Below are 24,362 nucleotides of genomic sequence, written 5' to 3' on the forward strand. Positions count from 1 at the left end.
CGTTTTTCATTTCTGACGATGAGGGAATTCCAACCATGACGTTTTCGTTTCAGCGCGCCTTCTCGGTGATGGTGCTGTCGGTGGCCGGTCTGGGCGCGATGTCCGCGCAGGCGCAGGAGACGCTGCGCGTGGCGGCCTCGCCGGTGCCGCATGCCGAGATCCTCGAATTCATCCGCCCGCAGCTCAAGGCACAGGGCGTGGACCTCGAGGTCAAGGTGTTCAACGACTACGTGCAGCCCAACCTCGCGGTCGGCGACAAGCAGCTCGACGCGAACTTCTTCCAGAACCGTCCCTACCTCGATTCCTTCAACAAGGACCGCAAGACCGACATCGTCGAGGTGCCGAACAGCGACGTGCACATCGAGCCCTTCGGCGCCTATTCGCGGAAGATCAAGAAGACGGCCGACCTGCGCGAGGGCGCGGTGGTGGCGATCCCCAACGATCCGTCGAACTCGGGTCGCGCGCTGGCGTTGCTGGCCAGGCAGGGCCTGCTCAAGCTCAAGGACCCAAGCAACATCAAGTCGACGGCGCGCGACATCGTCTCGAACCCGAAGAAGCTGGTGATCCGCGAGATCGAATCGGCGCAGCTGCCGCGCGCGCTGCCCGACGTGGACCTCGCGCTGATCAACACCAACTACGCGCTCGAGGCCAAGCTCGATCCGGGCCGCGACGCGCTGTTCATCGAGGACGGCCGAAATTCGCCCTACGCCAACTTCATCGCGGCGCGCAAGGACAACCTGCAGTCGCCGGCCATCGCCAAGCTGGTGAAGACGCTGCACACGCCCGAGGTACGCAAGTTCATCCAGGACAAGTACAAGGGCGCGGTCATCCCGGCGTTCTGAGCGAGCTTCGTTGGCCACACGCATCCGAACATGACATCTCCCTCTCGCAACAAGAACATCGGCCCGCTGCGTCGCCGCGCGCTGGCCGCCGGCGCCGCCGCGCTCTCGGCCCTCGCGCTACTGGGCGCGCCCGCGGCCTGGGCCCAGCCCCGGCAGGGCGGCACGCTGAACTGGCTGGTCAATCCCGTGCCCGCTTCCATCGTTCCGCTGACGACCACGGCCGGCGGCAATGCCGAGATCGGCCCGAAGATCGTCGAAGGCCTGCTGACCTACGACTACGAGCTCAAGCCCAAGCCGCTGCTGGCCACCGCCTGGTCGCTGAGCGCGGACGGCCTGCAATACACCTTCACCTTGCGCAAGGGCGTGAAGTGGCACGACGGCAAGGACTTCACGTCGGCCGACGTGGCCTTCTCGATCCTCACGCTCAAGCAGGTGCATCCGCGCGGCCGCGGCACCTTCGCCAACGTGGTGGAAGTGCGCACGCCCGATCCCTACACGGCCGTGGTGGTACTGAGCAAGCCCGCGCCCTTCCTGCTGACGGCCCTGGCCGCGACCGAATCGCCGATCGTGCCCAAGCACCTGTACGAAGGCACGGACATCGCGGCGAGCAAGTACAACAGCCAGCCGATCGGCACCGGTCCCTTCGTGTTCAAGGAGTGGGTGCAGGGCAGCCACATCATCCTCGAGCGCAACCCGAACTACTGGGACAAGCCCAAGCCGTATCTCGACCGCGTGGTGGTGCGCTTCGTGCTCGATGCCGCCGCGCGCGCCGCGGCGCTCGAGTCGGGCGCGGCCGACCTGGCCAACGGCACCGGCGGCATCCCGCTGTCGGACGTGGAGCGCTTCCGCAAGCTGCCGGGCGTGGAGATCGATACGCGCGTCTCGCCCTACCTGGGCAGTCACCAGCAGATCTACTTCAACCTCGACACGCCGGCGCTGCAGAAGGTGGAGGTGCGTCGTGCCATTGCTCAGGCGATCGACGTGAATGCCTTCGCCAAGACGGTCTGGTATGGCCTGGGCACGCCCTCGGCCTCGCCGATCGGCAAGGGGATCTCGCGCTACCACGATGCGAGCATCCAGCCCTATCCCTACGACCCGAAGGCGGCCGAGGCGGCACTCGACGCGGCCGGCTTCAAGCGCGGCGCGGGCGGCACGCGGCTCAAGCTGCGGGTGCTCTACAACCCGTTCCAGGAGCGCCGCGCGGCCGACTTCGTGCGCCAGTCGCTGGGCCGCATCGGCATCGACGCCGCGGTCGAGAGCTACGACTTCGCGACCTACGTGACCAAGGCCTACACCGAGCGCGCCTTCGACATCACGCTCGAGAGCCTCACCAACCTGTTCGATCCCACGGTGGGCGTACAGCGCGTGTTCTGGTCGAAGAACTTCAAGGTCGGGCTGCCGTTCTCGAACGCGGCGCACTACGTCAATCCCGAGGTCGACCGGCTGCTGGAAGCGGCGGCCGTGGAAGTGGACGAGACCAGGCGGCGCCAGCTCTTCGTCGACTTCCAGCAGATCGTGCACCGCGACGTGCCTTCGATCGAGCTGGGCGCGAATCCGGCGATCACGGTGCTCGCGAAGAAGGTGCGCGACTACGGGCCGACCGGCGAGCACATCCGCGGGAGCTTCGCGGACCTGTACTTCCAGCCCTGAAGCCCCGCCGGGCCGGCCGCTCAGGCGGCCGCCGGAAAGCGCGGCACCGCCGCGGCCAGCTCGGCGGTGTAGGGATGCCGCGGGCGCTCGAACAGCGCCTGCGGCGCACCTTCGTCGACGATGCGCCCAGCACGCATCACCAGCACGCGCTCGCACAGCAGCCGCACCACGCCGAGGTCGTGCGAGATGAACAGGATCGCCAGGCCGAGCTCGCGGCGCAGCCCCGCCAGCAGCGCGAGCAGGCCGGCCTGCACCGAGACGTCGAGCGCCGCGGTGGGCTCGTCGAGGATCAGCAGCTCGGGCGCGGGCGCCAGCGCGCGCGCGATGCCCACGCGCGCGGCCTGGCCACCCGAGAGCTGGTGCGGCCGGCGCGCCAGCAGCTCGTCGCCGAGCTGCACGCGTCGCGCTGTCTGCAGCACGCATTCGCGCAGCGCGGCGCCGTCGAACGCCGCGAGCCGGCGCAGCGGATCGGCGATCGCGTCGAAGGCGCTGCGGCGCGGGTCCAGGCTTTCGTAGGGGTCCTGGAACACCATCTGGATGCGATGGCGCCAGGGCGCCTCGGCCGCCTGGCCGGCGCGCACGGTGGCCAGATCGATGCCGTCGAACAGCAGCCGGCCCGACAGCGGATCGGCCAGCCTCGCGAGCACGGATGCCAGGGTCGACTTGCCGCAGCCCGATTCGCCGATGAGGCCCAACGCTTCGCCGCGCGCGAGCGCGAAGCTCACGCCGTCCACGGCCGGCAGCCAGCGGCGGCGATGCAACAGACCGCCCCAGGCCGGCACCGCGGGCAGCGCATGGCGCGCGTGCAGGTCCTCGACGCGCAGCAGCGCTTGCGACTCGCTCATGGGATCAGCGCAGCCCGATGCGCTGCGCGGCGAGCGCCTCCACCAAACGGTGGCGGCCGCGCAGTTGCGCGGGGTCGCGCAGGCGTGCCAGCGAATGGTCGCTCCAGCGCACCGCCGGCATGCCCTGCGAGGCATAGAAGGACTGCATGGTCGCGTCGTAGTGCTTCACATGGCCGACGGTGTCGCTGGCCGCATGGCGTTCGTGCGAGAGCACCGCGCGCTGCGGCAGCCGCGGCTTGATGGCCGCGGGCCGCGCCGGATCGGGCCAGCCGATGCACAGGCCGACGACTGCGAACACGCCGGGCGGCAGGCCCAGCTCGGCCGCCACCTCCTCGGGCCGGTTGCGGATCGCGCCGAGGTAGACGGTGCCCAGCCCCAGCGATTCGGCCGCGGTCACGGCGTTCTGCGCGGCCAATGCGGCATCGATCACGGCCATCAGCGAGGTGTCGAGGAAGTCGGCGCCCTCGATCGGCACCGCAGCGTCGTCGGCCAGCGTGCGCAGGCGCGCGACGTCGGCCAGCCACACCAGCAGCAGCGGCGCCTCGCGCACCTGTGCCTGCCGGCCCGCGTACTCGGCGATGCGGGCCTTGCGTTCGGGGTCTTCCACGGCCACCACGCTCCAGGTCTGCAGGTTCGACGAGCTGGACGCCGACTGCGCCGCGGCGATCAGCCATTCGAGCGTGCCCGGCGCCAGCGCGCGCTCGGCATCGAAGGCGCGCACCGAGCGGTGGGCCAGCAGGGTTTCGAGCACGAGGTTGGCCGATGGCGGCGCGGACCGCGGCGACTCGCCGCCGTAGCGGCTGCGAAAGAGCGAGGCCAGGGTGTCGGATGTGGGCTGTGTCATGCGGGGACTGCTTCGGGTGTCGGATGGACGGGATGTTCGGCGCCGGGCCGCGCGGCCGGCGCCAGCGGCAGCCAGCAATGCACGCGGTGCGCGGTGCCTTGCCGCTGCGCGACCGGTGGCTGCATCCGGCAGCGCGCCTCGGCCTGCGGGCAGCGCTCGGCGAAGCGGCAGGCCGGCAGGTCGGTGCGTGCGAGATCGGGCAGGCGGCCATCGACGCCGCGCAACGCATCGAGCGTGTTGGCCGATTGCGGCGTGGCGCGCAGCAACTGGCGCGTGTAGGGATGGGCCGCGCCCTCGCGCAGGTGCCGCGGGGGCAGGGTCTCGACCACCTGGCCCGCATGCATCACGGCGATGCGGTCGCAGCGCTGCGCGGCCAGCGCGAGGTCGTGGGTGATCAGCAGGGTCGCCAGGCCACGCTCGCGCGCGAGGCCGGCCAGCAGGTCGAGCACCCGCGCCTGCGTGATCACGTCGAGGCCGGTGGTCGGCTCGTCGGCGATCAGCAGCTCGGGCTCGCCGGCCAGTGCCAGCGCGATCATCGCGCGCTGGCACTGGCCGCCCGAGAGCTGGTGGGCAAAAGCGCGCAGCCGGCGCTCGGGCTCGGGCAGGCCCACGCGCTCGATCCATTCGAGCGCGGCCTGGCGCGCGGCGCGCGCCGACAGGCCGCGGTGCAGCCGCAGCACCTGCTGCAGCTGGTCGCCGATGGTGCGCAGCGGATGCAGCGCGCGGCGCGGACTCTGGAACACGAAGCCGATGCGCCGGCCACGCAGCGCATCCCAGGCCGCGCGCGCCGGACGGCCGCTGCCGTCGAGCAGGTCGAGCCCCTGGAAGCGCAGCCGCCGCGCGGCCGCGTCGGCCTGCGCATCGAGGAGGCCCGCGAGCGCCAGCGCGGTCACCGACTTGCCCGATCCGCTCTCGCCGACCAGGCCCAGGGTTTCGCCGGCCGCGAGCTCGAGGCTCACGCGGTCGAGCACGTGGACCGCGCCCTGCGCGCCGTGGAAGCGCAGGCTCAGCGCATCGACCTCGAGCAGCGGCGCGCTCATGGGCCGCTCCGGTCGGCGGCGCCGCGTGGATCGAGCCGGTCGCGCAGCGCGTCGCCCAGCAGCGTGAAACAGCCCACGGCCATGAACAACGCCAGGCCCGGGAAGCCCGCGAGCCACCACTGGCCGGTGATGATGTAGGGCGCGCCCTCGCTCACCAGCACGCCCCATTCGGGCGTCGGCGGTTTCACGCCGAGGCCGATGAACGACAGGCCTGCGCCGTTGAGCAGCGCCCAGCCCAGGTTGATCGAGCCCTGCACCGCGAGCATGGGCAGCACGTGCGGCAGCAATACGCCGAACAGCACTCGCGCCGGGCCCTGGCCGCCGAGCCGCGCGGCCAGCACGTAGCCGGCGCCGCGCCGCACGCCGACCTCGCTGCGCGCGAGCCGGATGTAGAAGGGCAGGTTGATCAGCGCCGTCGCATAGACGATGTTGATCACCGTATTGCCCCAGGCCGCGACCAGCGCCATCGCCACCACGAACAACGGGAAGGCCATCAGCACGTCGACCAGCCGGCCGACCCAGCGGTCGAGCCGGCCGCCGACGAAGCCGCACAGCGCGCCGATGGCGCTGCCCGCCGCCAATGACAGCAGCACCGCGCCCGCGGCCATCGAGAGATCGAGCCGCGCGGCCACCAGCACGCGCGAGAACAGGTCGCGGCCCAGCGCATCGGTGCCGAACCAGTGCAGCGCGCTCGGCGGCTGCAGCCGCGCGGGCACGTCGGTGGCCAGCGGATCGAAGGGCGCGAGCGCGGGGCCGGCGATGGCGGCGAGCAGCAGCAGCGCGAGCAGCAGCAGGCCCAGCGCCTCGTTGCCGCGCGGGCGCCAGCGCGGCCGCTCATCTGCCTCGAACTTGCCCGGCACCGCGCTCATGCCGCATTCCCCACGCGCGGATCGATGCGCTCGTGCAGCAGGTCGATCGCGAAATTCACCAGCACGAACATCAGCGCCACCAGCAGCACGAAGCCCTGCAGCGGCGCATGGTCGGCCGCCATCAGCGCGTCGAGCGCATAGCTTCCGATGCCGGGCCAGGCGAACACCTTCTCGATCACCACGTTGGCGCTCAGCATGTACGAGAACACCATGCCGGCACTGGTGACCACCGGCAGCAACGCCAGGTGCAGCGCGCCGGCCAGCACCGCGCGCGGCGGCAGGCCGAGCGCGCGCGCGGTGCGCACGGGGTCGCTGCGCAGCACGCCCAGCAGCGACGCGCGCGTGAGCCGCGCCACCGGCGCCAGCGAGAAGGCCGCCATCGCCACGCTCGGCAGCAGCAGCCGGCCGGCCGCGGAAGCGAAGGCATCCCAGCGCAGCGAGAGGGCGGCATCGAGCAGCATGAAGCCGCTGCGCACCGGCGGCGGCTCGATCATCGCGTCGATGCGGCCCGTGGGTTCGGGCGCCCAGCCCAGCAGGAAGTAGAAGACATAGACCAGCAGCAGCGCGATCACGAAGCTCGGCACGCAGCTGCCGCCCACGGTGAGCACGGTGCAGGCGCGGTCCCACAACGAGCGCGGGCGCAGCGCGGCCGCCGTGCCCAGCGGCAGCGCCACCAGCAGCGTGAGCACGAAGGCCGCGACGGTGAGCTCGAGCGAGGCCGGCAGGCGCTGCCACAGGTCGGTCAGCACCGGCTGCCCCGTCGTGTGCGACTGGCCCCAGTCGCCGTGCGCCAGCGCCTGCAGGTAGTGCCACAGCTGCGTGGGCAGCGGCAGGTCCAGGCCCATGCGCGCGCGGATCTGCGCGATCTCCTCGGGCCCGGCATTCGGCCCCGAGGCGAGGAAGGCCGCGGGGTCGCCCGGCAGCACGTGCGTGAGCACGAAGGTGAAGACGGCCGTGCCCGCGAGCACCGGAACGGTGGCCGCGAGTCTGGAGACGACGCGCCGCGCGAAGCTCATGAGCGCGTCAGCGGCCGGAAGTCCACCTGGCCATGGATGTAGTAGGTGAAGCCCTGCAGGTCGGGCTGCAGCGCCGCCTCGAAGGTGGGCAGCCACAGCGGCACCAGCGGCACCTGCTCGAAGGCGATCTCGATCGCGCGCTGGATCGCGCGGTCGTATTTCGCGCGATCGGTCTCCCAGCGCGCCTGCTCGAGCAGCGTGGCGAGCTCGTCGTTCTTGAACGAGCCGAAGTTCCAGCGCCAGTCGCCCTGGAAGAAGATGCGGAAGAAGTAGTCGGGGTCGTTGAACCAGGCCGAGGAGCTGTCGATGAAGAAGGGCAGCTTCTTCTCGGTCTGCAGCGTGCCCCACTGGGCGCTCGGCACCTTCTCGATGCTCAGCGCGATGCCGATCTTCGCCAGCGCCTCCTGGATCAGCAGCGCCGCGGGCTCGGCCAGCGTGGCGTCGCCGACGTTGTAGCTGAAGCTGGTCTTGAAGCCCTGCGGATGGCCGGCCTGCGCCAGCAGCTCCTTCGCCTTGAGCAACTGGGTGTCGTAGGGATAGGGCTGCGGAAAGCGGCTGCTCGCGGGCTTGCCGGGCCGGGCGCCGTACAGCGCCTCGCCGCGGCCCAGGTTGGCGCCGCGCAGCAGGGTGGTGTAGGGCAGGGCGTAGGCGATGGCCTGGCGCACGCGCACGTCGTCGAAGGGCTTGGCCTGGGTGTTGAAGGCGACGAAGCGGAAGCTGGTCGTGACCGGCACCGACACCACCTTGGCGCGCGTGGTGTCGGTCAGCGCATCGAGGTCCTTGGGCGGCAACTGCAGCGCCACGTCGGCATCGCCCTTGAGCAAGGCGGCGACGCGGTTGGAGGCCGAGGGCACGACCTGGAACACGGCACGGCGCAACTGCGGCGCGCTGCCCCCCTTCCAGCCGTCGAAGCGGGTGTAGACCACCTGCTGGCCCGGCGTGAAGCTCTCGATGCGGAAGGCTCCGCCGCCGGCCTCGTGCGCCTTGACCCATTCGGTGGCCCAGGGATCGGCAGCGGTGGCGTGCGACTTCGCGAGTTCGCTGTTGAGCACCGAGGCGAAGCTCAGCGCGAGGTTCGGCAGCGTGTAGCGGTCGGCGCGCGGCAGCGCGATGCGGAAGGTGTGCGCATCCACCACCGTGAACTGCGAGGGATTCTCGAGCGAGCCGGTCGCGAGCTGGCGCTTGCTGGCCGGCAGCGAGACCGCGCGGTCGAGCGACCATTTCACGTCGGCGGCCGTCACCGGCTTGCCGTCGTGAAAGGTGGCGTCGCGGCGCAGGAAGAAGGTCAGCGTGCGGCCGTCGGCACTGGTCTCGAAGCGCTTGGCCAGCTCGCCGCGGAAGCGTCCGTAGTCGTACTTGAAGACGCCCGGTGAGAGCTGGGCGCGGTCGAAGTTGACGAGCCGGTCGTAGACGTTGAAGAACAGGCCCAGCGATTCGCGGCTCACGCCCTCGCCGTGCGGGTCCTGCGAATTGGGCGCGCCCTCCGAGAGCACGCGCAGCGTGTCCTTGCGCGCCTGGGCCCAGGCCGACAGAGGCAGGCTGGTGCCGGCGACGGTGCCGAGCGAGAAGGCGGCGCTGCCTTGTTGGATGAAACGGCGACGGTCCATGGTGATGGCTTTCGGAGATAGCGAAGAAAAGTCAGATCGAGGCGTGGCGCTGCGGGCTGGCACCGTTGAGCCAGTGGTTGCCCACGGCATGCGGCTTCCAGCGCACCGGGTCGTGCACGGTGTGGGTGCGCGCATTGCGCCAGTGGCGGTCGAGGTTGTGCTCGGCCAGCGTGGACTGCGTGCCCGCGAGCTCGATCAGCGCGGTGGCGGCCTCGAGCGCGAACTCGGTGCTCAGCACCTTGGCCTCGGCGACCGCGATCGAGGCCTCGGTCACGTGTTCGGCGCCGGGCTCGTCGCGCGCGCGGTCGAGCGCGTGGCCCGCGCGTTCGAGCAGCGCCTCGGCCGCATGCTGCTGGATCACCAGCCGGCCGACGCGTGCGAGCGTGAGCGGATCGTCGGCCGCGCGCGCCACGCCGCTATCGGGCCAGGGCCGCGCGCGCTCGCGCACCCAATGGTGCAGGTCGGCCATGGCGGCACGGCCGATGCCGAGGTCGATGGCGGCGTGCAGGACCTGGGCGAAGGGGCCGTGGATGGTCGGCGGCTCGAACAGTTGCGCGCGCGGCAGCACCTGCAGCGCGCCGACCGCGACGTTGTCGGCCGTGACGGTGCCGCTCGCGGTGGTGCGCTGGCCGAAGCCGCTCCAGTCGTCGACGACCTCGAGGCCCGGCGCCTCGCGCGCGACGTAGACCAGCACCTGCTTGTCCTGCTCGTCCTTGGCCGCGACCGGCACCCAGTGCGCGAACAGCGCGCCGGTGCAGTAGAACTTGCGGCCGTCGAGCCGCAGGCCCTCGGGCGTGGCGCGCAGCCGCGCGGTCACGACCTTGGCGTTGGCGGTGCCGCTTTCCGACACCGCGTTGCCGAAGCGCCGACCCTCGATCGCTTCGCGGAAGAAGAACTTCTGCTGCTGCGCATCGCCGATCAGCCGCACCGCGTCGACCAGGCAGTAGTGGTTCTGCGGGATCTGGCCGAGCGCGGGATCGGCTTCGGAGATCAGCGCCGTGACCTCGGCCAGCGTGGCATGCGAGACCGCGGCGCCGCCGAAGGCGCGCGGCACCGTGATGCCCCAGAGGCCGCTGGCCGAGAAGCGCTCGACCTCCTCGAAGGGCAGGCGGCGCTGCCGGTCGCGTTCGGAGGCACCGGTGGCGAAGTCGGCCGCGAGGCGGCGCGCGATGACGAGGGCCTCGGCATCGTCGCGCACGACGTGGACCGGGCCGGTGGAGAGGGAGGAGGGAGCTGTCATGGCGATGCGGAGGTGCGCCGCCGCACCCCGGTGTGGGAGGACGGCAGCCGGGCGCGGCCCGGGCCGAAGATCTTTTCGCGCCAGCTGCCTTCGGCATAGGCGCGCTTGTGCAGGCCGCGGCGCTGCAGCTCGGGCACCACGAGGTCGACGAAATGCTCGAGGCCCTCGGGGCTCACGGTGCGCACGAGGTTGAAGCCGTCGATGCCGGCCTCGCTGACCCAGGCCTCGATGGTGTCGGCGATCTGCGCGGGCGTGCCGACCACGGGCGCATGGCGCGCGCCCAGCGGCATCTGCGCGAGCAGCGCGCGCGGGGTCAGCGGCGCGCCGCCGGGCCCCTTGAGCGAGGCGACCGAACTCTGGATCGCGTCGGCGCTGCCGCCGCCGATGGCGTCGTCGAGGCCATGGCGCGAGAGGTCGTGGCCGATCGCGCTGCTGAACTGCACCAGGCCGGCCTCGGGCTGCGCGTAGCGGCGGTACTCCTCGTAGCGCGCGCGGGCCTCGGCCTCGGTCGCAGCGGTCACGACCAGCAGCGTGGTCACGAAGCGCACCGCATCGGCATCGCGCCCGGCCTCGGCCAGCGCCGCGCGCAGCTTGCGCACCACGGCCGCTGTCGCGGCCAGGCCCTGGTTGGGCACGAACACCACCTCGGCATGGCGTGCCGCGAAGGCCGTGCCGCGCGCCGAGGCGCCGGCCTGGAACAGCAGCGGCGTGCGCTGCGGCGAAGGCTCGCAGGGATGCACCGCATCGAGCCGCCAGCCTTCGCCCGCATGGCGGATGGCGCGCACGCGCGCGGGGTCGGCATAGATGCCGCTCTCGCGGTCGGCGATCACCGCGTCGTCGTCCCAGCTCTCTTCCCAGAGCCGGTAGACCAGCGTCATGAACTCGTCGGCCAGGTCGTAGCGCCGGTCGTGGCCGGTGGCGGCGTCCGCGCCCTGCGCGCGCGCCGAGCTGTCGAGGAAGCCGGTCACGATGTTCCAGCCGATGCGGCCCTCGCTCAGGTGGTCGAGCGTCGACATGCGGCGCGCGAAGGCATGCGGCGCCTCGGCCGCGATGGTGGCCGTGATGCCGAAGCCCAGGTGGCGCGTGACGCTGGCCATCGCGCTCACGAGCACGGCCGGGTCGTTGATCGGCACCTGGATGCCGTGGCGCAGCGCGGCCTCGGGGCTGCCGCCCCAGACGTCGTAGATGCCGGTCACGTCGGCGAGGAACAGGCCGTCGAACAGCCCGCGCTCGAGCGTGCGCGCGAGGTCGAGCCAGTAGGGCAGCCGCTTGTAGTCGGTGGCGCGATCGCGCGGATGCCGCCACAGGCCGTGGGTCAGGTGGCTGGGCGTGTTCATGTCGAACGCGTTCAGCAGGATGGGACGGCGGGGAAGGGGCATGGCTGGCTCGCGCGCGCGCCGCCGCGCGGGGCGGTGGCGCGCATGGCGGTGCGCGTGGGAAGTGCCGGTGGCGGTGTCAGTACGGGCGGCTGCCCGAGAGGCTGATGCGCTTGAGCACGCGGCGCTCGCCGTTGTCGAAGGCGCTGCGCGCATGCAGCGTGGCCTGGTTGTCCCAGTAGACGATGTCGCCCACGCTCCAGCGGTGCGTGTAGGCGAAGCGCGGCTGCAGCAGGTGCTGGCGCAGGCGCGCGATCAGCGCGGCGCCGTACTGCGGATCGACGCCCACCACTTCGACCTCGGTGCGCGCGCCCAGGTAGAGGATGCGGCGGCCGCTGTCCGGATGGGTGCGCACCAGCGGATGCACCTCGAAGGGCTCGAGCGGCGTGATGTCGGGCGTGCGGTAGAGCGGGAAGCCGGTGGTGAGCGGCTTGAGCTTGCGCAGGAAGGGGTTGTAGGTGATGAGCCGCAGGTGCTCGATCTCGCGCTGCGTGCCGGCGTCGAGTTCGTCCCAGGCGGCCGCGAGGTTGTACCAGGTGGTGTCGCCGCCCTCCGAGGGCACCTCGATGCCGTAGAGCAGCGAGCCCGACGACGGCACCGGCGTCCAGTGGTGGTCGGCATGCGCCGCGAGCTCGTCATGGCCGAGCACGCCGCCATCGACATTCGACACCCGCACGATGTCGGGCGTGTTGCCGCCGTAGGGATCGGAGCCCAGCACCGGCACGTTCGACGGCGGACGGAACACGGCGCCGAAGTAGCTGGCCAGGCGCTCGAACTGCGCGTCGTCGAGCTGCTGTTCCTTCAGCACCAGCACATGCCGGTCGAGCAGCGCCTCCTTGAGCGCACGCACCTGCGCGGTCGGCACCGGGCGCGTGGCATCGAGGCCTGTGACCTCGGCGCCGAGCGATGCGTCGATCGCGGCGATCCTGAACGGGACAACGGAAGAAGGTTCGGCAACGGTCGGCCGTTCGGCGGCAAGCACGGAGGACATGGCGTGGGAGCGCGGGCGCGCTGGGTGGAATGGATGCTGCGCCCGATGCTAGGAAAGTTCGCATGGGTTGCATGCGCTCTTTGCGCATGTGGATATACGGAAAAGCGGGGGCGAGCGGCCGATCCGAACCCGTCCCGCCGAGCTTGTATTCCTGCTTGCGCCATCAGCTCAAAATGCCTAATATAATGGGCATTTAGTGACTTTATGCCTAACTGAATGAGCAATTTCTCGATGCCCACCCAAGCCGCCGAGCATGTTGCGCGGCTGGGGCAGCGCATCCGTGTCGCACGCATACGTCGTGGCTGGTCGGTGGCCGATCTGGCAGGCAAGGCCGGCATCAACCGCAACACCCTCACCGCGCTGGAACTCGGGAAGCCGGGTACGGCGATCGGCGTGTGCTTCACCGTGCTGTGGGCGCTGGGCCTCGACAACTCCCTGGACGCCGTGGCGGATCCCGACGGCGATCTGCACGGCAAGGCGCTCGAAGCATCCCACCGACCCACGCGCGCGGGCAAGGTCCGCAAGACGAGCGACGACTATGACTTCTGAGCGCGAAGCCTACGTCTACATCCAGCTTCCCGGCACCCTGGAGACGGTGCCGGCGGCGTTGCTCCGGGTGCAGACACTGGCCGATGGCACGCGGATCGGTCGCTTTCGCTACGGTGACCGTTACCTTCAGCGCAAGGAAGCGGTTGCGCTCGATCCCTTCCGCCTGCCCCTCGCCAAGGAGGTCTTCGAGTTCACGCAGCTCAAGGGAATTCCGGGCGCGGTGCGGGACGCCGGCCCCGACGCCTGGGGACGGCGGGTGATCGAGCACAAGCTCGAGCGCAGCGCGGGCGATCTCGAGGAGATCGACTATCTGCTGCACGGGCCACAGGACGGGGCCGGCTACCTGAGCTTCGGCCTGAAGGTCGAACCGCCCGCGCCCAGGCGGCACTACAACCGCACGCATCAACTGGCCGAGCTGATCGCGGCCACGCAGGCGATCGAAGAGGGCCGACCGGTGGCCGCGCATCTGCTCGAACAGCTCGATCCAGGCACCAGCATGGGCGGCGCGCGGCCCAAGGCCACGATCGAGGACGCGCAAAGCCTCTGGCTCGGCAAGTTTCCCGCCAGAGGCGATCGCTTCAATCTGCAGCGCGTCGAGTTCGCGACGCTGGACCTGGCGCGCCGTTGCGGCCTGAACGTCACCCAGGCCAAGCTGGAAGCGGTCGGTCAGAGCGACGTGCTGATGCTGCAGCGCTTCGATCGCGACCACACCGACGACGGCTATCTGCGCTTCGGTCTCGTCAGCGGGCTGACGGTGCTCGACTGCGGCGACAGCCACCTGGACCGGGAACGCTGGTCCTACCCGCTGCTGGCCGACAACCTGCGTCGCTGGTCCGACAAGCCGGAAGCCGACTGCACCGAGCTGTTCAGGCGGATGGTCTTCAATGCCGCCGTGACCAACAACGACGATCATCCACGCAACCACGCCCTGCTGCGAAGGCAGAAGGGATGGCGCCTGTCCCCGGCCTACGACCTCGTGCCCGCGCCCATGGTCAGCCTGGAGCGGCGCGACCTGGCCTTGACCGTCGGCGATCACGGCCGCACGGCCAGCATCTACAACCTGCTGTCGCAGGCCGGGCGCTTCGGTCTGTCGACCGAAGAGGCGCGCGGGCACATCGATCGGCTGGTCGATGGAATCCGGCACTGGCGCGACGGCTTCTTCGCTTGCGGCGTGTCGGCCAAAGACATCGACCACATCGCGCCGGCCATCCTGCCGGACTGCTTCTTCTTCGAGAAGCCACCCGGCCTGTAGCCCCTCAAGCCAGCACGTCCAACGACACGTGGTTCGCGAACCGAACCACGTCCGTGCTCTTCTTCAGGATCCCCGCATTCCGGAAGTCCGTCGCAAACGCCTCCACCTCGTTGCGCAGCGCCTTGCCCGCCGGATGGTGCTTGTAGGTCAGCTCGGTGAACAGCTTCTGCAGGTCTTCCACCGCGACCTTGGGCGCGTACTTGGCATAGATGCGCGCCGACTCGTTCGGGTTCTCGGCCACGTAGTCGGAGGCCTGCGCCAGCGCGCGCACGGTGGCGGCGGCGCGCGGCTTGTCGTTGCGCGCGAACTCGCCGCGCGCGCCGACGATGCAGCACAGGCGCTCGGCGTACTCGCCCTTGGCGCTGTTGGCGATTTCGGTGAAGACGCCGGGGTTGCGCTTCTCGATCAGGTAGACGTTCGGGTCGCCGTCGGCAATGGCCTGGATCTCGCCCTTCTTCACGGCGATGTCGAGCAGGTCGGCCGGATAGACGCGCCAGTCGACGTCCTTGTCGATGTCGATGCCCTTCTTCGCGAGATGGATCGCATAGAACTGGCGCGCCGGGCTGTTCTGGTCCGACACGCCGATGGTCTTGCCCTTGAGGCTCGCGAGTTCGGTGGTCACGCCGGCGGCCTTGGCGCCCACCAGCCGCAGGCAACCGCCGTGCACGCTGCCGACCACCTTCACGTCGAAGCCGGCTTCCAACGGCTTGACCCAGCGGTGGATCAGGCCCACGCCGACATCGGCCTTGCCGGTGGCCAGTGCCTCGAGCATCTGGTCGGACGAACCGGCCCAGTTCAGCAGCTCGACGTCGAGCCCGTTCTTCTCGAAGAAGCCGCGCTCGAGCGCGACCGGCACGGGCGCGAGGCAGAAGCCGGCCTGGCTCCAGGCAAAGGTCAGCTTGCGCGGCTGCGACCAGGCCGAGGCGCCGAGCAGGGCCGCGGAGCCCACGACGGCGGCAGCGGCGCCGGCTTGAAGAACGCTGCGGCGCGAAGGCGGCAGGCGCGAGGAAAGAGAGTCGGTCATCAGGGCTTCTCCACCGGAATATTCGAAGCGGCGAGTGTCCGAGCGCGGTCCGCGCCTATCCAACGAATGTTTTCAGTCATGCATATGTCCGGCCTGCAAGAGCGCGAAAAGTGCGCCGTGCCTTGCTCGGAAAACGCATATCGCGCAGCGCTTTTTTTCGTTCCAGCGGCCCCGGGCAACGCGAAGAATGGCCGGCCTGATCTTCATGCCCCGGGACCCCCACACCATGCCAACACCGATCTCCCGCCAACGCTTCCTGCACCGGATCGCCGCGCTGTCGCTGGCCGGCGCCGCCTTCGCGCTGTCCGCCCCCGTCCTGGCCGCGCCGGCCAGCGGCGAGCCCGTCTGGTTCGGCGTCAGCGGGCCGCTGACCGGCCAGAATGCGCAATACGGCGCGCAGTGGAAGGCGGGCTTCGACCTCGCGCTCGAGCACATCAACGCGCAGGGCGGCATCCATGGCCGGCCGCTGGCCTACAACTTCGAGGACAGCCAGAGCGATCCGCGCCAGTCGGTCGCGATCGCGCAGAAGCTCGTGAACGACAAGCGCGTGCTGATCGAGCTCGGCGACTTCTCGAGCCCGGCCTCGATGGCGGCCTCGCCGATCTACCAGCGCGCGGGCCTGGTGCAACTGGGTTTCACCAACTCGCACCCCGACTTCACCAAGGGCGGCGACTACATCTGGAGCCCGTCGATCAGCCAGGCCGACGCGCAGCCGCTCTTGGCCGATCTCGCGGTCAAGACGCTGGGCTTCAAGCGCATCGCGGTGCTGTATCTCAACACCGACTGGGGCCGCACCAGCAAGGACGTTCTGGTGAAGGCCGCGCAGGAACGCGGTGCGCAGCTCGCCATCGCCGAGGGCTACCAGCCCGACGAGAAGGACTTCCGCTCCACGCTCGTGCGCGTGCGCGATGCCAACCCCGACGGCCTGGTGCTGATCTCCTACTACCCCGACGGCGCGCTCATCGCGGGCCAGGTGCGCAGCGTGGGGCTGAAGCAGCCGATCGCGGCGGTGGGCTCGGTCTATTCGCCCAAGTTCATCGAGCTCGGCGGTGCCGCGGTCAACGGCATCCACACCAACACCGCCTTCTTCCCCGAGGAGCCGCGCGCCGAGGTGCGCGACTTCGTGAAGAGCTTCCGAGCCAGGTACGACAAGGAACCCGACGCCTTCAACGCCTATGCCTACGACGCCGTGGTGTACGCGGCCGCCGCGCTGCGCCAGGCCGGCCCCAATGCCGACCGCAAGGCGGTGCGCGATGCCTTCTACAAGATCAAGGACGTGCCCAGCGTGATCTTCGGCAAGGCCAGCTTCGATCCGCAGACGCGCCGCGTGATCGGCGTGAAGAGCGTGAACCTGGTGGTGAAGGACGGCAAGTGGGCGCAGCTCGACGAGAAGGCGGCGCTGGCCTCGACCAAATGAGCGTGCTCGCGCACGGCGCGCCTTTCCGTGAGGAGAGGGCGGTCCTTCGATGAACTTCGGCTCCTTCTTCGACTACACGGTCAACGGCCTGATCATCGGCAACATCTATGCGTTGCTGGCGGTCGGGCTGGCGCTGATCTTCGGCGTCTCGCACCTGATCAACTTCGCGCACGGCTCGGTCTACACCGTTGGCGCCTACATCGGCTGGGCCTCGATCACTTATCTGCACACGCCGCTGCCCGTGACGATCGCGCTGGTGGTGCTCGGCTCGGGCGCGCTCGGCATGCTGATCGAGCGCGTGGGGCTGCGCCCGCTACAGGGCGCGGCGCGCATCGCGCCGCTCCTGGCCACCATCGGCATCAGCTTCGTGCTCGACATCCTGGTGCAGCTGGTCTTCAGCCCCGACCCGCGCGCGCTGCCCACGGCGCTGCCCGACTGGCGGCTGCAGGTCGGCAGCGGCACCATCGGCGCGCTCGACCTGCTGATCGCGGGCATCGGCCTTGCGAGCGCGGCCGTGCTGTTCGGCTTCCTGCGCTTCACCAGGCTGGGCTGGGCGGTGCGCGCCACCGCGCAGGACCGCGATGCGGCGCAGCAGATGGGCGTGGACGTGGACCGCGTGAACCAGACCGTGTTCGCGATCGCGGCCGCGCTCGGCGGGCTGTCGGGCCTGCTGGTGGGCATGTACTACAACAACATCAGCCCCGCGATGAGCTTCCAGGCCACGCTCAAGGGCGTGGTGGCCACCGTGGTCGGCGGCGTGGGCAACGTGCCCGGGGCGATAGTCGGAAGCCTCCTGCTGGGGCTGATCGAGAGCTACGGCGTGGCGCTGCTGGGCACGCCCTATCGCAACCTGTTCGCCTTCGCGCTGCTGCTGGCGATCCTGGTGTGGAAACCCAACGGCCTGTTCGGCCGCAAGCGCGCGCTGCCGCCCGAGCCGCTGACCGGCACCTTCATCGCGCCGAGCAAGCCCTGGCACGTGCCGCGCCGCCTGCTCGTGGCGCTGTTCGCTGCCGCGGTGCTGCTGCCGCTGTTCGATCCCTCGCCCTACCTGCTGCAGACGCTCACCAATGCCTGGCTCTATGCCGCGCTGGCGCTGAGCCTCACGCTGGTGGCGGGCACCGTCGGCCAGATCTCGCTCGGCCATGCGGGGCTGCTGGCCATCGGCGCCTATGCCTCCTCGCTGCTGGTGCTCGACCTGCACCTGCCGGTGGGCACCGGCATCGTGCTCGCGGGCATCCTCACCTCGCTGATCGGCACCGCGCTGATCTTCCCGGCCTTCCGGCTGCGCGGCCACTACGTGTCGATCGCCACGCTGGGCATCGGCGAGATCGTGGCGCTCACCATCCTCAACTGGGAGAGCCTCACGCGCGGGCCGATCGGCGTCTCGGGCATACCGCCGCTGTCGCTGTTCGGGCGCGACGCCTCGTCGAACGGCGCGATCTACTGGGCCTCGTTCGGCGCCATGGTGCTGCTCGCGCTGCTGCAGTGGCGGCTGCTGGGCTCGCACCTGGGCCGCACCTTCCGCGCAGTGCGCGAGGACGAGGTGGCCGCGCGCGCCTACGGCGTGAGCCCCGACCGCTACAAGGCGCTGGCCTTCGGCTTCGGCGGCTTCGCGGCCGGCGTGAGCGGCGCCTTCACGGCCCACATGTATTCGTACATCAACCACGAGACCTTCGGCTCGCAGATCTCGATCCTGGCGCTCACCATGGTGATCCTCGGCGGGCTCGGGAACATCAGCGGCGCGCTGCTGGGCGCGGTCGCGCTCGTGAGCCTGCCCGAACTGTTCCGCGTCACCGCCGAGTACCGCATGCTGATCTACGGCGTCGCGCTGCTGCTGCTGATCCGTTTCCGCCCGCAAGGCCTGCTGGGCACCGTCTGAAGAAAGAACCACGCACCATGAGCCACCTCAACGACTACCTCGCCGAGAAGCGCGCCGCCGTGCTGGCGCGCAATGCCGCCGTCGACGCGGGCAGCGCGCAGCCGCTGCAACTGAAGGCCAGCGTCAAGGCCGAGGGCCGCAGCGGCGTGCGCCGCCTGCGCATCCGCGACCATCAGGTCATCAGCGACAGCCCGCCGAACTTCGCGGGCTATGACCTCGGCCCGAGCTCGCCCGAGCTGCAGCTCGGCGTACTGGGCACCTGCGTCACGCACATCTTCCTGATCCAGGCGGCCGAACGCCAGGTGCCGCTGGAAAGCCTCGAGGTCGAGGTCACGGGCCTCATCGATCCGCGCGGCGGCAAGCCGGGCCACGAGAGCACGCCGATCTGGCCGCACCAGATCGGCTACACGGTGCACATCGATTCGCCCGCGAGCCAAGCCGAGATCGACGCGCTGTTCGAGGCGGTCGAGCGCAACTGCCCGATCCTCAACCTGCTGCGCAACCCGCAGACCATCCGTGCCGAGGTGAAGCTCGTGAACTCGAAGGCGCAGGCCGCCAACGCGCCGCAGGAAGCGGGCGATGCCATCGCTGCTTGAGATCCGCGGCCTGGTGCGCCGCTTCGGCGGCCTCACGGCCGTGAACGCGGTCGACCTGCACGTGGCCGAGGGCGAGCTGCTCAGCGTGATCGGGCCCAATGGGGCCGGCAAGACCACGCTCTTCAACCTCGTGACCGGCCTGGACCGGCCCGACGCGGGGCAGGTGCTGTTCGAGGGGCAGGACATCACGGGCCTGCCCGCGCAGCAACTCGCCGCGCGCGGCCTGGCGCGCACCTTCCAGCATGGGCGCGTGTTCGCCAACCTCTCGGTGCTCGACAACGTGCTGGTCGGCGCGCACACCCGGCTGCGCGCCGTGAAGCCGCGCGTGGGCGGCGTGCCGGGCCTGGGCGCGCTGGCCGAGCTGGCGCTTGCGCTGGTGCAGCCCGCCGCCGTGCGGCGCGAGGAGGAGACGCTGCGCCAGGAGGCGCTCGAGATCGTCGCGCTGTTCGGCGAACGGCTGGCGCCGCGCATCGACCACCCGGCCTACAGCCTCTCGTACGCCAACCGCCGCCGGGTGGAGATCGCGCGCGCGCTCGCGCTCCAGCCCCGGCTGCTGCTGCTCGACGAACCCACGGCCGGCATGAACGAGAGCGAGACCGCCGAGATGCTCGAGATCATCCGCGGCCTGAAGGCGCGCGGCCAGACCATCCTCCTGATCGAGCACAAGCTCGACCTCGTGATGCAGCTGTCGGACCGCGTGGCCGTGCTCGACGACGGCCGCAAGATCGCCGAGGGCCGGCCCGACGACGTGCGCAACGACCCCGCGGTGATCGAGGCCTACCTCGGTCACCGGCAGGTGGGGCAGGTGAATCGGGCACAGCCCGAGGCGGTGCCCGCATGATCGCCACCGTCGCCCGCACGGGCCTGCCGCCGTCGCCCTTGTGGGGAGACGGCCGCGACGACGACCATGCCGAGCCGGCCGCTGGCCCCGTGGCCCGCACCGCCGTCCATCCGCTGCTCCAGCTGCGCAAGGTCAACAGCTTCTACGGCCCGGTGCAGGCCCATTTCGACCTCGACATCGAGGTGCGCAAGGGCCAGATCGTGAGCCTGCTCGGCGGCAATGCCAGCGGCAAGTCGACCACCATGAAGATCGTGCTGGGCCTGCTCAAGCCGCGTTCGGGCGAGGTGCTGTTCGACGGCGTCTCGACGCTGGGCCTGAGCACGCCGCAGATCATCCGCAAGGGCATCGGCTCGGTCCCCGAGGCGCGCCGGCTGTTCCCGGCCATGACCGTGCGCGAGAACCTGCTGATGGGTGCCTACGCGCGCAACGACCGCCGCGCGGTGGCCGAGGACCTCGAGCGCATGCTCGAGCTGTTCCCGCGCGTGGCCGAGCGCATAGCCTTCCAGGCCGGCACGCTCTCGGGCGGCGAGCAGCAGATGGTGGCGATGGCGCGCGCGCTCATGGGCCGCCCGCAGCTCATCTGCATGGACGAGCCGACCATGGGCCTGTCGCCGCTGTATGTCGACAAGGTGCTCGAGCTGATCGCGCGCATCAACGCCCAGGGCGTCTCGGTCTTCATGGTCGAGCAGAACGCCAGCCTCGCGCTGCAGATCGCGCACCACGGCTACGTGCTGCAGACCGGACGCATCGTGCTCTCGGGCCCGGCCGCCGCGCTGCTCGACGACCCGCGCATCCGCGATGCCTACCTGGGCGGCGACGGCGCCGCGCGCACCGCCTCCTGAACTTCACACGCCCCCACGGGAGAACACACGACCATGTCATTGAAACTCGACCACATCGTCATCGCGGTGCACGACCTCGAGAGCGCCATCGCCGACTACGCGGCGCTCGGCTTCCAGGTGCTGCGCGGCGGCGACCATCCGGGCCGCACCACGCACAACGCGCTGGTGGTGTTCCAGGACGGCAGCTACTTCGAGCTGATCGCCTGGCGCGCGCCCTCGCCCGAGGAGCGCTGGTGGCAATTGCTGCAGCGCCATGGCGAAGGCATCGTCGACTTCGCGCTGCTGCCGCGCAGCACCGCGATCACCGTCGAGGAGGCCAAGGCGCGCGGGCTCGCGCTCGACGGCCCGCTCGACGGCGGTCGCGTGCGCCCCGACGGCGAACGCCTGCGCTGGCAGACCGCGCGACCCGCGACGGCAGACCTGCCTTTTCTGTGCGGCGACCTTACGCCGCGCGCGCTGCGCGTGCCCGAGGGCGATGCGCGCACGCATCCCAATGGCGCGCTCGGCGTCGGCAGCCTCGCGCTCGCGGTGCACGACCTCGACGCCACGCTCGAGCGCTACCGCGCGCTGCTCGGCGACGGGCATGGCGAAGTGGCGGTGCATGTCGGCGAAGCCGTGGCGCTGCCGGGCAGCGGCGTGCGGCTGGCCGTGATCGCGCTCGGCGGCAGCGCGCTGGTGTTCTCGTCGCCGCGCGCCAGCGCGAAGACGGATGCCGCCACGCCCATCGGCCGCGCGGTGGAGCAGCGGCTCAGCGCGCGCGGCGAGGGGCCGTACGCGCTGGTGCTGCACACCGCGGCCACGCCGTCGCTCGAGGCGCCGGACCTCGCGAAGACGCATGGCGCATCGATCGAATTCGCGCCGGCCGCGCGCGAAGGCGCCGCGCGGCGCGCCTCGGCGCTCGACAGCCTCGTGGGCGGCTGAACGGCGCGGGAGCGGGCCGCTTACTTGTCGGCGTGCTCGTCCTTGGCTTCTTCGCCGTCCTCGGCCGATTCTTCTTCCGACTCCTCTTCTTCTTCCTCTTCCGATTCCTCGAAGTACTCGGGGATCGGCTGCTCGGCCAGCGCCTTCGCCAGCTGCAGGCGGAACTCGGCCAGCGCCTTGGCCGACTTGGCGATGTCCTTCGCGCCCTGGTCGGCGATCTTCTCGACCAGCAGGGCCGGTTCTTCCGACAGGATGATCTCGATGTAGTGGTCGGCGAGTTCGGCGGCGGCGATGAGCTTGGCGTCGGTGGACATGCGGTGCTTTCGGTGAAGTGGAGAAAGACGCCATCGTGCGCAGCGAAGGTGACGCCGGCACTACACACGCCGGCGCGGGGGTGTCATGCGTGCGTCATCGGAAGCGGCGTCAATGCCCGGGTCCGCAACAAACCGGGCCGCGACGCGCGGCCTCGCGTCACGCCATGAATCCTGGCCATCCCGTCCACGTCCTGTTCCTCTGCAACAGCAATGCCGCGCGCAGCCTGATCGCCGAATCGCTACTCAACCAACTGGGCCACGGCCGCTTCGTCGCGCATTCCGCGGGCCATGCGCCCACGCCCGACGGCCAGGCCGATCCGCGCACGCTCGAGGCACTGCGCGGCGCGGGTCTGCCGACCGAAGGACTGCGCAGCAAGAGCTGGGAAGAATTCGGCGCGGCCTCGGCGCCGCACATGGACCTCGTGGTCACGCTCTGTGACGAATCCGCGGGCGAGACCTGCCCGGTCTGGCCCGGCCAGCCCGCCTCGGCGCACTGGTCGCATCCCGACCCGCGCGCACCGGGTGCGGAACTCGGCGACGACGCCTTCGTGCAGACCATGCATGCGATCCGCCGGCACGTGGAGTTGCTGGTCAACCTGCCCGACGAACGCATCGACCGCCTCGTGATCGAGGCGGAGGCGCGTCAGATCGGGACGTCTTGAGCCGCTCGCGTGGGCTCAGCCTTCGCGGCGGTAGAGCGCCCACCTGACGGTCAGAACGTCAGCGGCGATCTTGGCGGCGTTGGCGCCCGCGTAGTCCTGCGTGGGGTCGAACTCGAAACCCTGGCGGTAGCGCACCACCTGCCCGTAGTCCCGGTCGAACACCATCGGCCCGGTCAGTTCGGCGGGATCGGTGCCGGACGGAACGGCCATGAATTTCTCGGGATCGGTGACGCTTTGGTAGAGATCGACGCTGAGCTGGGACATGGTTTTTTTCCTCGAGGTCTTGGTCGGGAGAATGATCAGCCCCCGGCGCGGGTGGCAGGCAGTCCTCCACCGGCAGGCCGAGTCGGCAATGACCTACAGAACACCCACGGTCCGATCGATACGGTGTATCAAGGCGTAGATGATTGCGACTGCGCCCAACTTCTTCGCTGGGGAACAAGCATGCAAGACAACCGGGACGCCGCCTTTGCGGCATGGGTGGGCGCTGAAGACGCGGCCCAGGCGGCCATTCACGTGCTGCACCAGCGAACGCGCGGCGGCCGCATCAAGGTCGCACCCCAGGAGATCGAACAGATCGCGCGCCTGCGCAAGGAAGCCGACGTGCGCTTCGCCGCCGTGTGGGGCGTGCTCGGCACGAGCGCGGCCGCACCCGAGGCCTTGCCCGAGCCGCTGCCGCGCGCGGAGCGGCCTCAGCGCATCGTGGTGGGACCACGCGCCGCGCAGGGGCAGGCACTGCCTTCGATCGCGATCTGAGCGCGGGCCGCTTTGCGCGGCACTCATGAGCCGAGGCGTCCAGAAGAGCTATCTCTTCTTGCGTAGGTGAGCGCGTTTGCGTGGCGAATGAGCCCGCAGAAGACTGGAATCCTCGATGCGGTCGCTCCTTTTCGACGTGCAGCAGGACTGGCGACGACACCAGCGAGGATCGCGCAATATCCCAAAGGGCGAGTCCCTTGCCGACAGCGCCGGCCGCTCGCCGCGCAGCAGCGGTTTTCATGACTTTGGTCATTTCGTTTTTCGCTCGAGGCAGCACTAAGATGCCCGCCCATGGCCCACGCCACACCCCTGTCACCGCATGCCGCGCCGCTGCGCAGCGAAGCCGGTGTGCCCCTGCCGGCGCGCGGCATCCTGGTGGTCGACGACCATGAGCTGGTGCGCCTCGGCCTGCGCGCGCTGCTGCTCGCGGAGACCGGCAGCGTGCCGGTGTACGAGGCGCGCTGCCTCGCCGACGCCTTGCACCTCTACGCGCTCCATGAGGCCTCACACCACCTGGTGCTGCTCGATCTCGACCTGCCCGACTCGCAGGGGCTGGACACCCTGGTGCGCTTCCGGCGCGCCTTTCCTTCCTCGCCCGTGATCGTGCTCTCGGGCAAGGACAGCCATGCGCTGATGCACGGCGCGATGGCGCTCGGGGCGCAGGCCTTCCTGCCCAAGACCGGCCACCTGGGCGAGGTGCTGCGCTACGTGAGGGACAACGACCTGATCGGCCTGCCGCCGCGGCCATCGATGACCTCGAGCAGCGCGCCCACGACGCCGGCGCGCGCCGAGCCGCAGCCGCAGCTCAATGCGCGCCAGGTCGAGATCCTCGACTGGCTGCTGGCCGGCAAGTCGAACAAGGAGATCGCGCAGCTGTCGCACCTGACCGAGGGCACGGTCAAGAACCATGTGTCCACCTTGCTGCTGCTGTTCGGCATGCGCTCGCGGGCCCAGCTCATCAGCAGCCTTCGATAAGCTCTCCGCGCCAT

At 70.3% G+C, this 24,362-nt stretch carries 25 protein-coding genes; 13 read left to right on the forward strand and 12 right to left on the reverse strand.

Annotated features, from left to right (window positions below; all coding sequences use genetic code 11):
• Positions 1–35: 35 nt before the first annotated feature.
• Together AC07RV_RS01810 and AC07RV_RS01815 are read left to right on the forward strand one after the other, a co-directional pair.
• On the forward strand, positions 36–842 hold the full coding sequence (locus AC07RV_RS01810) for a MetQ/NlpA family ABC transporter substrate-binding protein (RefSeq protein WP_444814163.1): 807 nt from the start codon (positions 36–38) through the stop codon (positions 840–842).
• Positions 843–872: 30 nt separating this feature from the next.
• On the forward strand, positions 873–2,492 hold the full coding sequence (locus AC07RV_RS01815; protein ID WP_296779727.1) for an ABC transporter substrate-binding protein: 1,620 nt from the start codon (positions 873–875) through the stop codon (positions 2,490–2,492).
• Between the two features lie 20 nt (positions 2,493–2,512).
• On the opposite strand, the gene AC07RV_RS01820 is transcribed toward AC07RV_RS01815, so the two are convergent.
• The 9 genes from AC07RV_RS01820 to AC07RV_RS01860 all read right to left on the reverse strand — a co-directional run bounded on the left by AC07RV_RS01820 (position 2,513) and on the right by AC07RV_RS01860 (position 12,320).
• A complete protein-coding gene (locus AC07RV_RS01820) occupies positions 2,513–3,337 on the reverse strand; it encodes an ABC transporter ATP-binding protein (protein ID WP_296779729.1) in 825 nt (274 codons plus the stop codon).
• 4 nt (positions 3,338–3,341) lie between these two features.
• On the reverse strand, positions 3,342–4,181 hold the full coding sequence (locus AC07RV_RS01825) for an NADPH-dependent oxidoreductase (protein WP_296779731.1): 840 nt from the start codon (positions 4,179–4,181) through the stop codon (positions 3,342–3,344).
• Entirely contained in the window at positions 4,178–5,221 is a 1,044-nt protein-coding gene (locus tag AC07RV_RS01830) for an ABC transporter ATP-binding protein (RefSeq protein WP_296779734.1), read from the reverse strand. The genes AC07RV_RS01825 and AC07RV_RS01830 overlap by 4 nt, the downstream gene beginning before the upstream one ends.
• Positions 5,218–6,090 carry an ABC transporter permease gene (locus tag AC07RV_RS01835; protein ID WP_296779737.1) on the reverse strand — a complete coding sequence of 291 codons (873 nt, stop codon included), beginning with the start codon at positions 6,088–6,090 and terminating at the stop codon, positions 5,218–5,220. The genes AC07RV_RS01830 and AC07RV_RS01835 overlap by 4 nt, the downstream gene beginning before the upstream one ends.
• On the reverse strand, positions 6,087–7,106 hold the full coding sequence (locus AC07RV_RS01840) for an ABC transporter permease (protein ID WP_296779740.1): 1,020 nt from the start codon (positions 7,104–7,106) through the stop codon (positions 6,087–6,089). Before AC07RV_RS01840 ends, AC07RV_RS01835 begins: the two co-directional genes overlap by 4 nt.
• Positions 7,103–8,713 carry an ABC transporter substrate-binding protein gene (locus tag AC07RV_RS01845; RefSeq protein WP_296779742.1) on the reverse strand — a complete coding sequence of 537 codons (1,611 nt, stop codon included), beginning with the start codon at positions 8,711–8,713 and terminating at the stop codon, positions 7,103–7,105. The genes AC07RV_RS01840 and AC07RV_RS01845 overlap by 4 nt, the downstream gene beginning before the upstream one ends.
• Positions 8,714–8,744: 31 nt before the next feature.
• On the reverse strand, positions 8,745–9,953 hold the full coding sequence (locus tag AC07RV_RS01850) for an SfnB family sulfur acquisition oxidoreductase (RefSeq protein WP_296779745.1): 1,209 nt from the start codon (positions 9,951–9,953) through the stop codon (positions 8,745–8,747).
• Positions 9,950–11,332: an LLM class flavin-dependent oxidoreductase gene (locus tag AC07RV_RS01855; protein WP_296779748.1), complete on the reverse strand. Its 1,383-nt coding sequence runs from the start codon at positions 11,330–11,332 to the stop codon at positions 9,950–9,952. The genes AC07RV_RS01850 and AC07RV_RS01855 overlap by 4 nt, the downstream gene beginning before the upstream one ends.
• Before the next feature lie 76 nt (positions 11,333–11,408).
• Positions 11,409–12,320 carry a TauD/TfdA dioxygenase family protein gene (locus AC07RV_RS01860; RefSeq protein ID WP_296779750.1) on the reverse strand — a complete coding sequence of 304 codons (912 nt, stop codon included), beginning with the start codon at positions 12,318–12,320 and terminating at the stop codon, positions 11,409–11,411.
• Between the two features lie 231 nt (positions 12,321–12,551).
• On the opposite strand from AC07RV_RS01860, the gene AC07RV_RS01865 reads away from it, so the two are divergent.
• The gene (locus tag AC07RV_RS01865; RefSeq protein WP_296779753.1) at positions 12,552–12,869 is read left to right on the forward strand and encodes a helix-turn-helix transcriptional regulator; all 318 of its coding nucleotides are present in this window, start codon (positions 12,552–12,554) and stop codon (positions 12,867–12,869) included.
• A complete protein-coding gene (locus AC07RV_RS01870) occupies positions 12,859–14,121 on the forward strand; it encodes a type II toxin-antitoxin system HipA family toxin (protein ID WP_296779755.1) in 1,263 nt (420 codons plus the stop codon). The genes AC07RV_RS01865 and AC07RV_RS01870 overlap by 11 nt, the downstream gene beginning before the upstream one ends.
• Positions 14,122–14,125: 4 nt before the next feature.
• On the opposite strand, the gene AC07RV_RS01875 is transcribed toward AC07RV_RS01870, so the two are convergent.
• Positions 14,126–15,145, reverse strand: coding sequence for an ABC transporter substrate-binding protein (locus tag AC07RV_RS01875; RefSeq protein ID WP_093345876.1), 1,020 nt, complete (start codon positions 15,143–15,145; stop codon positions 14,126–14,128).
• A gap of 226 nt (positions 15,146–15,371) precedes the next feature.
• Here AC07RV_RS01875 and AC07RV_RS01880 point away from each other — a divergent pair, with 226 nt between their 5' ends.
• Genes AC07RV_RS01880 through AC07RV_RS01905 form a run of 6 tightly spaced genes read left to right on the forward strand, consistent with a single transcriptional unit; the run spans position 15,372 to position 21,641 of the window.
• A complete protein-coding gene (locus AC07RV_RS01880) occupies positions 15,372–16,562 on the forward strand; it encodes an ABC transporter substrate-binding protein (RefSeq protein WP_296779758.1) in 1,191 nt (396 codons plus the stop codon).
• Positions 16,563–16,611: 49 nt separating this feature from the next.
• A complete protein-coding gene (locus AC07RV_RS01885; protein WP_296779760.1) occupies positions 16,612–18,441 on the forward strand; it encodes an ABC transporter permease in 1,830 nt (609 codons plus the stop codon).
• A 17-nt stretch (positions 18,442–18,458) separates the two neighbouring features.
• Positions 18,459–19,037 carry an OsmC family protein gene (locus AC07RV_RS01890; RefSeq protein WP_296779763.1) on the forward strand — a complete coding sequence of 193 codons (579 nt, stop codon included), beginning with the start codon at positions 18,459–18,461 and terminating at the stop codon, positions 19,035–19,037.
• Positions 19,021–19,878, forward strand: coding sequence for an ABC transporter ATP-binding protein (locus AC07RV_RS01895; protein ID WP_296779766.1), 858 nt, complete (start codon positions 19,021–19,023; stop codon positions 19,876–19,878). Before AC07RV_RS01890 ends, AC07RV_RS01895 begins: the two co-directional genes overlap by 17 nt.
• Positions 19,875–20,720 carry an ABC transporter ATP-binding protein gene (locus AC07RV_RS01900; RefSeq protein WP_296779769.1) on the forward strand — a complete coding sequence of 282 codons (846 nt, stop codon included), beginning with the start codon at positions 19,875–19,877 and terminating at the stop codon, positions 20,718–20,720. The genes AC07RV_RS01895 and AC07RV_RS01900 overlap by 4 nt, the downstream gene beginning before the upstream one ends.
• Before the next feature lie 33 nt (positions 20,721–20,753).
• Positions 20,754–21,641, forward strand: coding sequence for a VOC family protein (locus AC07RV_RS01905; RefSeq protein ID WP_296779772.1), 888 nt, complete (start codon positions 20,754–20,756; stop codon positions 21,639–21,641).
• A 20-nt stretch (positions 21,642–21,661) separates the two neighbouring features.
• Here the strand turns inward: AC07RV_RS01905 and AC07RV_RS01910 are convergent, their stop codons facing one another.
• Complete coding sequence (locus AC07RV_RS01910) at positions 21,662–21,955, reverse strand: hypothetical protein (RefSeq protein ID WP_296779773.1); 294 nt, start codon at positions 21,953–21,955, stop codon at positions 21,662–21,664.
• A gap of 164 nt (positions 21,956–22,119) precedes the next feature.
• On the opposite strand from AC07RV_RS01910, the gene AC07RV_RS01915 reads away from it, so the two are divergent.
• Positions 22,120–22,617 carry an arsenate reductase ArsC gene (locus AC07RV_RS01915; protein ID WP_296779776.1) on the forward strand — a complete coding sequence of 166 codons (498 nt, stop codon included), beginning with the start codon at positions 22,120–22,122 and terminating at the stop codon, positions 22,615–22,617.
• A 15-nt stretch (positions 22,618–22,632) separates the two neighbouring features.
• Here AC07RV_RS01915 and AC07RV_RS01920 read toward each other — a convergent pair whose 3' ends face one another.
• The gene (locus AC07RV_RS01920; protein ID WP_093345893.1) at positions 22,633–22,881 is read right to left on the reverse strand and encodes a hypothetical protein; all 249 of its coding nucleotides are present in this window, start codon (positions 22,879–22,881) and stop codon (positions 22,633–22,635) included.
• A gap of 180 nt (positions 22,882–23,061) precedes the next feature.
• On the opposite strand from AC07RV_RS01920, the gene AC07RV_RS01925 reads away from it, so the two are divergent.
• On the forward strand, positions 23,062–23,373 hold the full coding sequence (locus AC07RV_RS01925) for a hypothetical protein (protein ID WP_296779778.1): 312 nt from the start codon (positions 23,062–23,064) through the stop codon (positions 23,371–23,373).
• A gap of 291 nt (positions 23,374–23,664) precedes the next feature.
• On the forward strand, positions 23,665–24,348 hold the full coding sequence (locus AC07RV_RS01930) for a response regulator transcription factor (protein WP_296779781.1): 684 nt from the start codon (positions 23,665–23,667) through the stop codon (positions 24,346–24,348).
• The last annotated feature ends 14 nt before the right edge of the window (positions 24,349–24,362 follow it).

It is taken from the genome of Variovorax sp. GW821-FHT09B01 (assembly GCF_059418345.1).

What these genes read in the sequence shown, in the direction of transcription:
- AC07RV_RS01810 (WP_444814163.1), top strand. Translation starts at nt 36, where the DNA reads ATGACGTTTTCGTTTCAGCGCGCCTTCTCGGTGATGGTGCTGTCGGTG.
- AC07RV_RS01815 (WP_296779727.1), top strand. Translation starts at nt 873, where the DNA reads ATGACATCTCCCTCTCGCAACAAGAACATCGGCCCGCTGCGTCGCCGC.
- AC07RV_RS01820 (WP_296779729.1), bottom strand. Translation starts at nt 3,337, where the DNA reads ATGAGCGAGTCGCAAGCGCTGCTGCGCGTCGAGGACCTGCACGCGCGC.
- AC07RV_RS01825 (WP_296779731.1), bottom strand. Translation starts at nt 4,181, where the DNA reads ATGACACAGCCCACATCCGACACCCTGGCCTCGCTCTTTCGCAGCCGC.
- AC07RV_RS01830 (WP_296779734.1), bottom strand. Translation starts at nt 5,221, where the DNA reads ATGAGCGCGCCGCTGCTCGAGGTCGATGCGCTGAGCCTGCGCTTCCAC.
- AC07RV_RS01835 (WP_296779737.1), bottom strand. Translation starts at nt 6,090, where the DNA reads ATGAGCGCGGTGCCGGGCAAGTTCGAGGCAGATGAGCGGCCGCGCTGG.
- AC07RV_RS01840 (WP_296779740.1), bottom strand. Translation starts at nt 7,106, where the DNA reads ATGAGCTTCGCGCGGCGCGTCGTCTCCAGACTCGCGGCCACCGTTCCG.
- AC07RV_RS01845 (WP_296779742.1), bottom strand. Translation starts at nt 8,713, where the DNA reads ATGGACCGTCGCCGTTTCATCCAACAAGGCAGCGCCGCCTTCTCGCTC.
- AC07RV_RS01850 (WP_296779745.1), bottom strand. Translation starts at nt 9,953, where the DNA reads ATGACAGCTCCCTCCTCCCTCTCCACCGGCCCGGTCCACGTCGTGCGC.
- AC07RV_RS01855 (WP_296779748.1), bottom strand. Translation starts at nt 11,332, where the DNA reads ATGCCCCTTCCCCGCCGTCCCATCCTGCTGAACGCGTTCGACATGAAC.
- AC07RV_RS01860 (WP_296779750.1), bottom strand. Translation starts at nt 12,320, where the DNA reads ATGTCCTCCGTGCTTGCCGCCGAACGGCCGACCGTTGCCGAACCTTCT.
- AC07RV_RS01865 (WP_296779753.1), top strand. Translation starts at nt 12,552, where the DNA reads ATGCCCACCCAAGCCGCCGAGCATGTTGCGCGGCTGGGGCAGCGCATC.
- AC07RV_RS01870 (WP_296779755.1), top strand. Translation starts at nt 12,859, where the DNA reads ATGACTTCTGAGCGCGAAGCCTACGTCTACATCCAGCTTCCCGGCACC.
- AC07RV_RS01875 (WP_093345876.1), bottom strand. Translation starts at nt 15,145, where the DNA reads ATGACCGACTCTCTTTCCTCGCGCCTGCCGCCTTCGCGCCGCAGCGTT.
- AC07RV_RS01880 (WP_296779758.1), top strand. Translation starts at nt 15,372, where the DNA reads ATGCCAACACCGATCTCCCGCCAACGCTTCCTGCACCGGATCGCCGCG.
- AC07RV_RS01885 (WP_296779760.1), top strand. Translation starts at nt 16,612, where the DNA reads ATGAACTTCGGCTCCTTCTTCGACTACACGGTCAACGGCCTGATCATC.
- AC07RV_RS01890 (WP_296779763.1), top strand. Translation starts at nt 18,459, where the DNA reads ATGAGCCACCTCAACGACTACCTCGCCGAGAAGCGCGCCGCCGTGCTG.
- AC07RV_RS01895 (WP_296779766.1), top strand. Translation starts at nt 19,021, where the DNA reads ATGCCATCGCTGCTTGAGATCCGCGGCCTGGTGCGCCGCTTCGGCGGC.
- AC07RV_RS01900 (WP_296779769.1), top strand. Translation starts at nt 19,875, where the DNA reads ATGATCGCCACCGTCGCCCGCACGGGCCTGCCGCCGTCGCCCTTGTGG.
- AC07RV_RS01905 (WP_296779772.1), top strand. Translation starts at nt 20,754, where the DNA reads ATGTCATTGAAACTCGACCACATCGTCATCGCGGTGCACGACCTCGAG.
- AC07RV_RS01910 (WP_296779773.1), bottom strand. Translation starts at nt 21,955, where the DNA reads ATGTCCACCGACGCCAAGCTCATCGCCGCCGCCGAACTCGCCGACCAC.
- AC07RV_RS01915 (WP_296779776.1), top strand. Translation starts at nt 22,120, where the DNA reads ATGAATCCTGGCCATCCCGTCCACGTCCTGTTCCTCTGCAACAGCAAT.
- AC07RV_RS01920 (WP_093345893.1), bottom strand. Translation starts at nt 22,881, where the DNA reads ATGTCCCAGCTCAGCGTCGATCTCTACCAAAGCGTCACCGATCCCGAG.
- AC07RV_RS01925 (WP_296779778.1), top strand. Translation starts at nt 23,062, where the DNA reads ATGCAAGACAACCGGGACGCCGCCTTTGCGGCATGGGTGGGCGCTGAA.
- AC07RV_RS01930 (WP_296779781.1), top strand. Translation starts at nt 23,665, where the DNA reads ATGGCCCACGCCACACCCCTGTCACCGCATGCCGCGCCGCTGCGCAGC.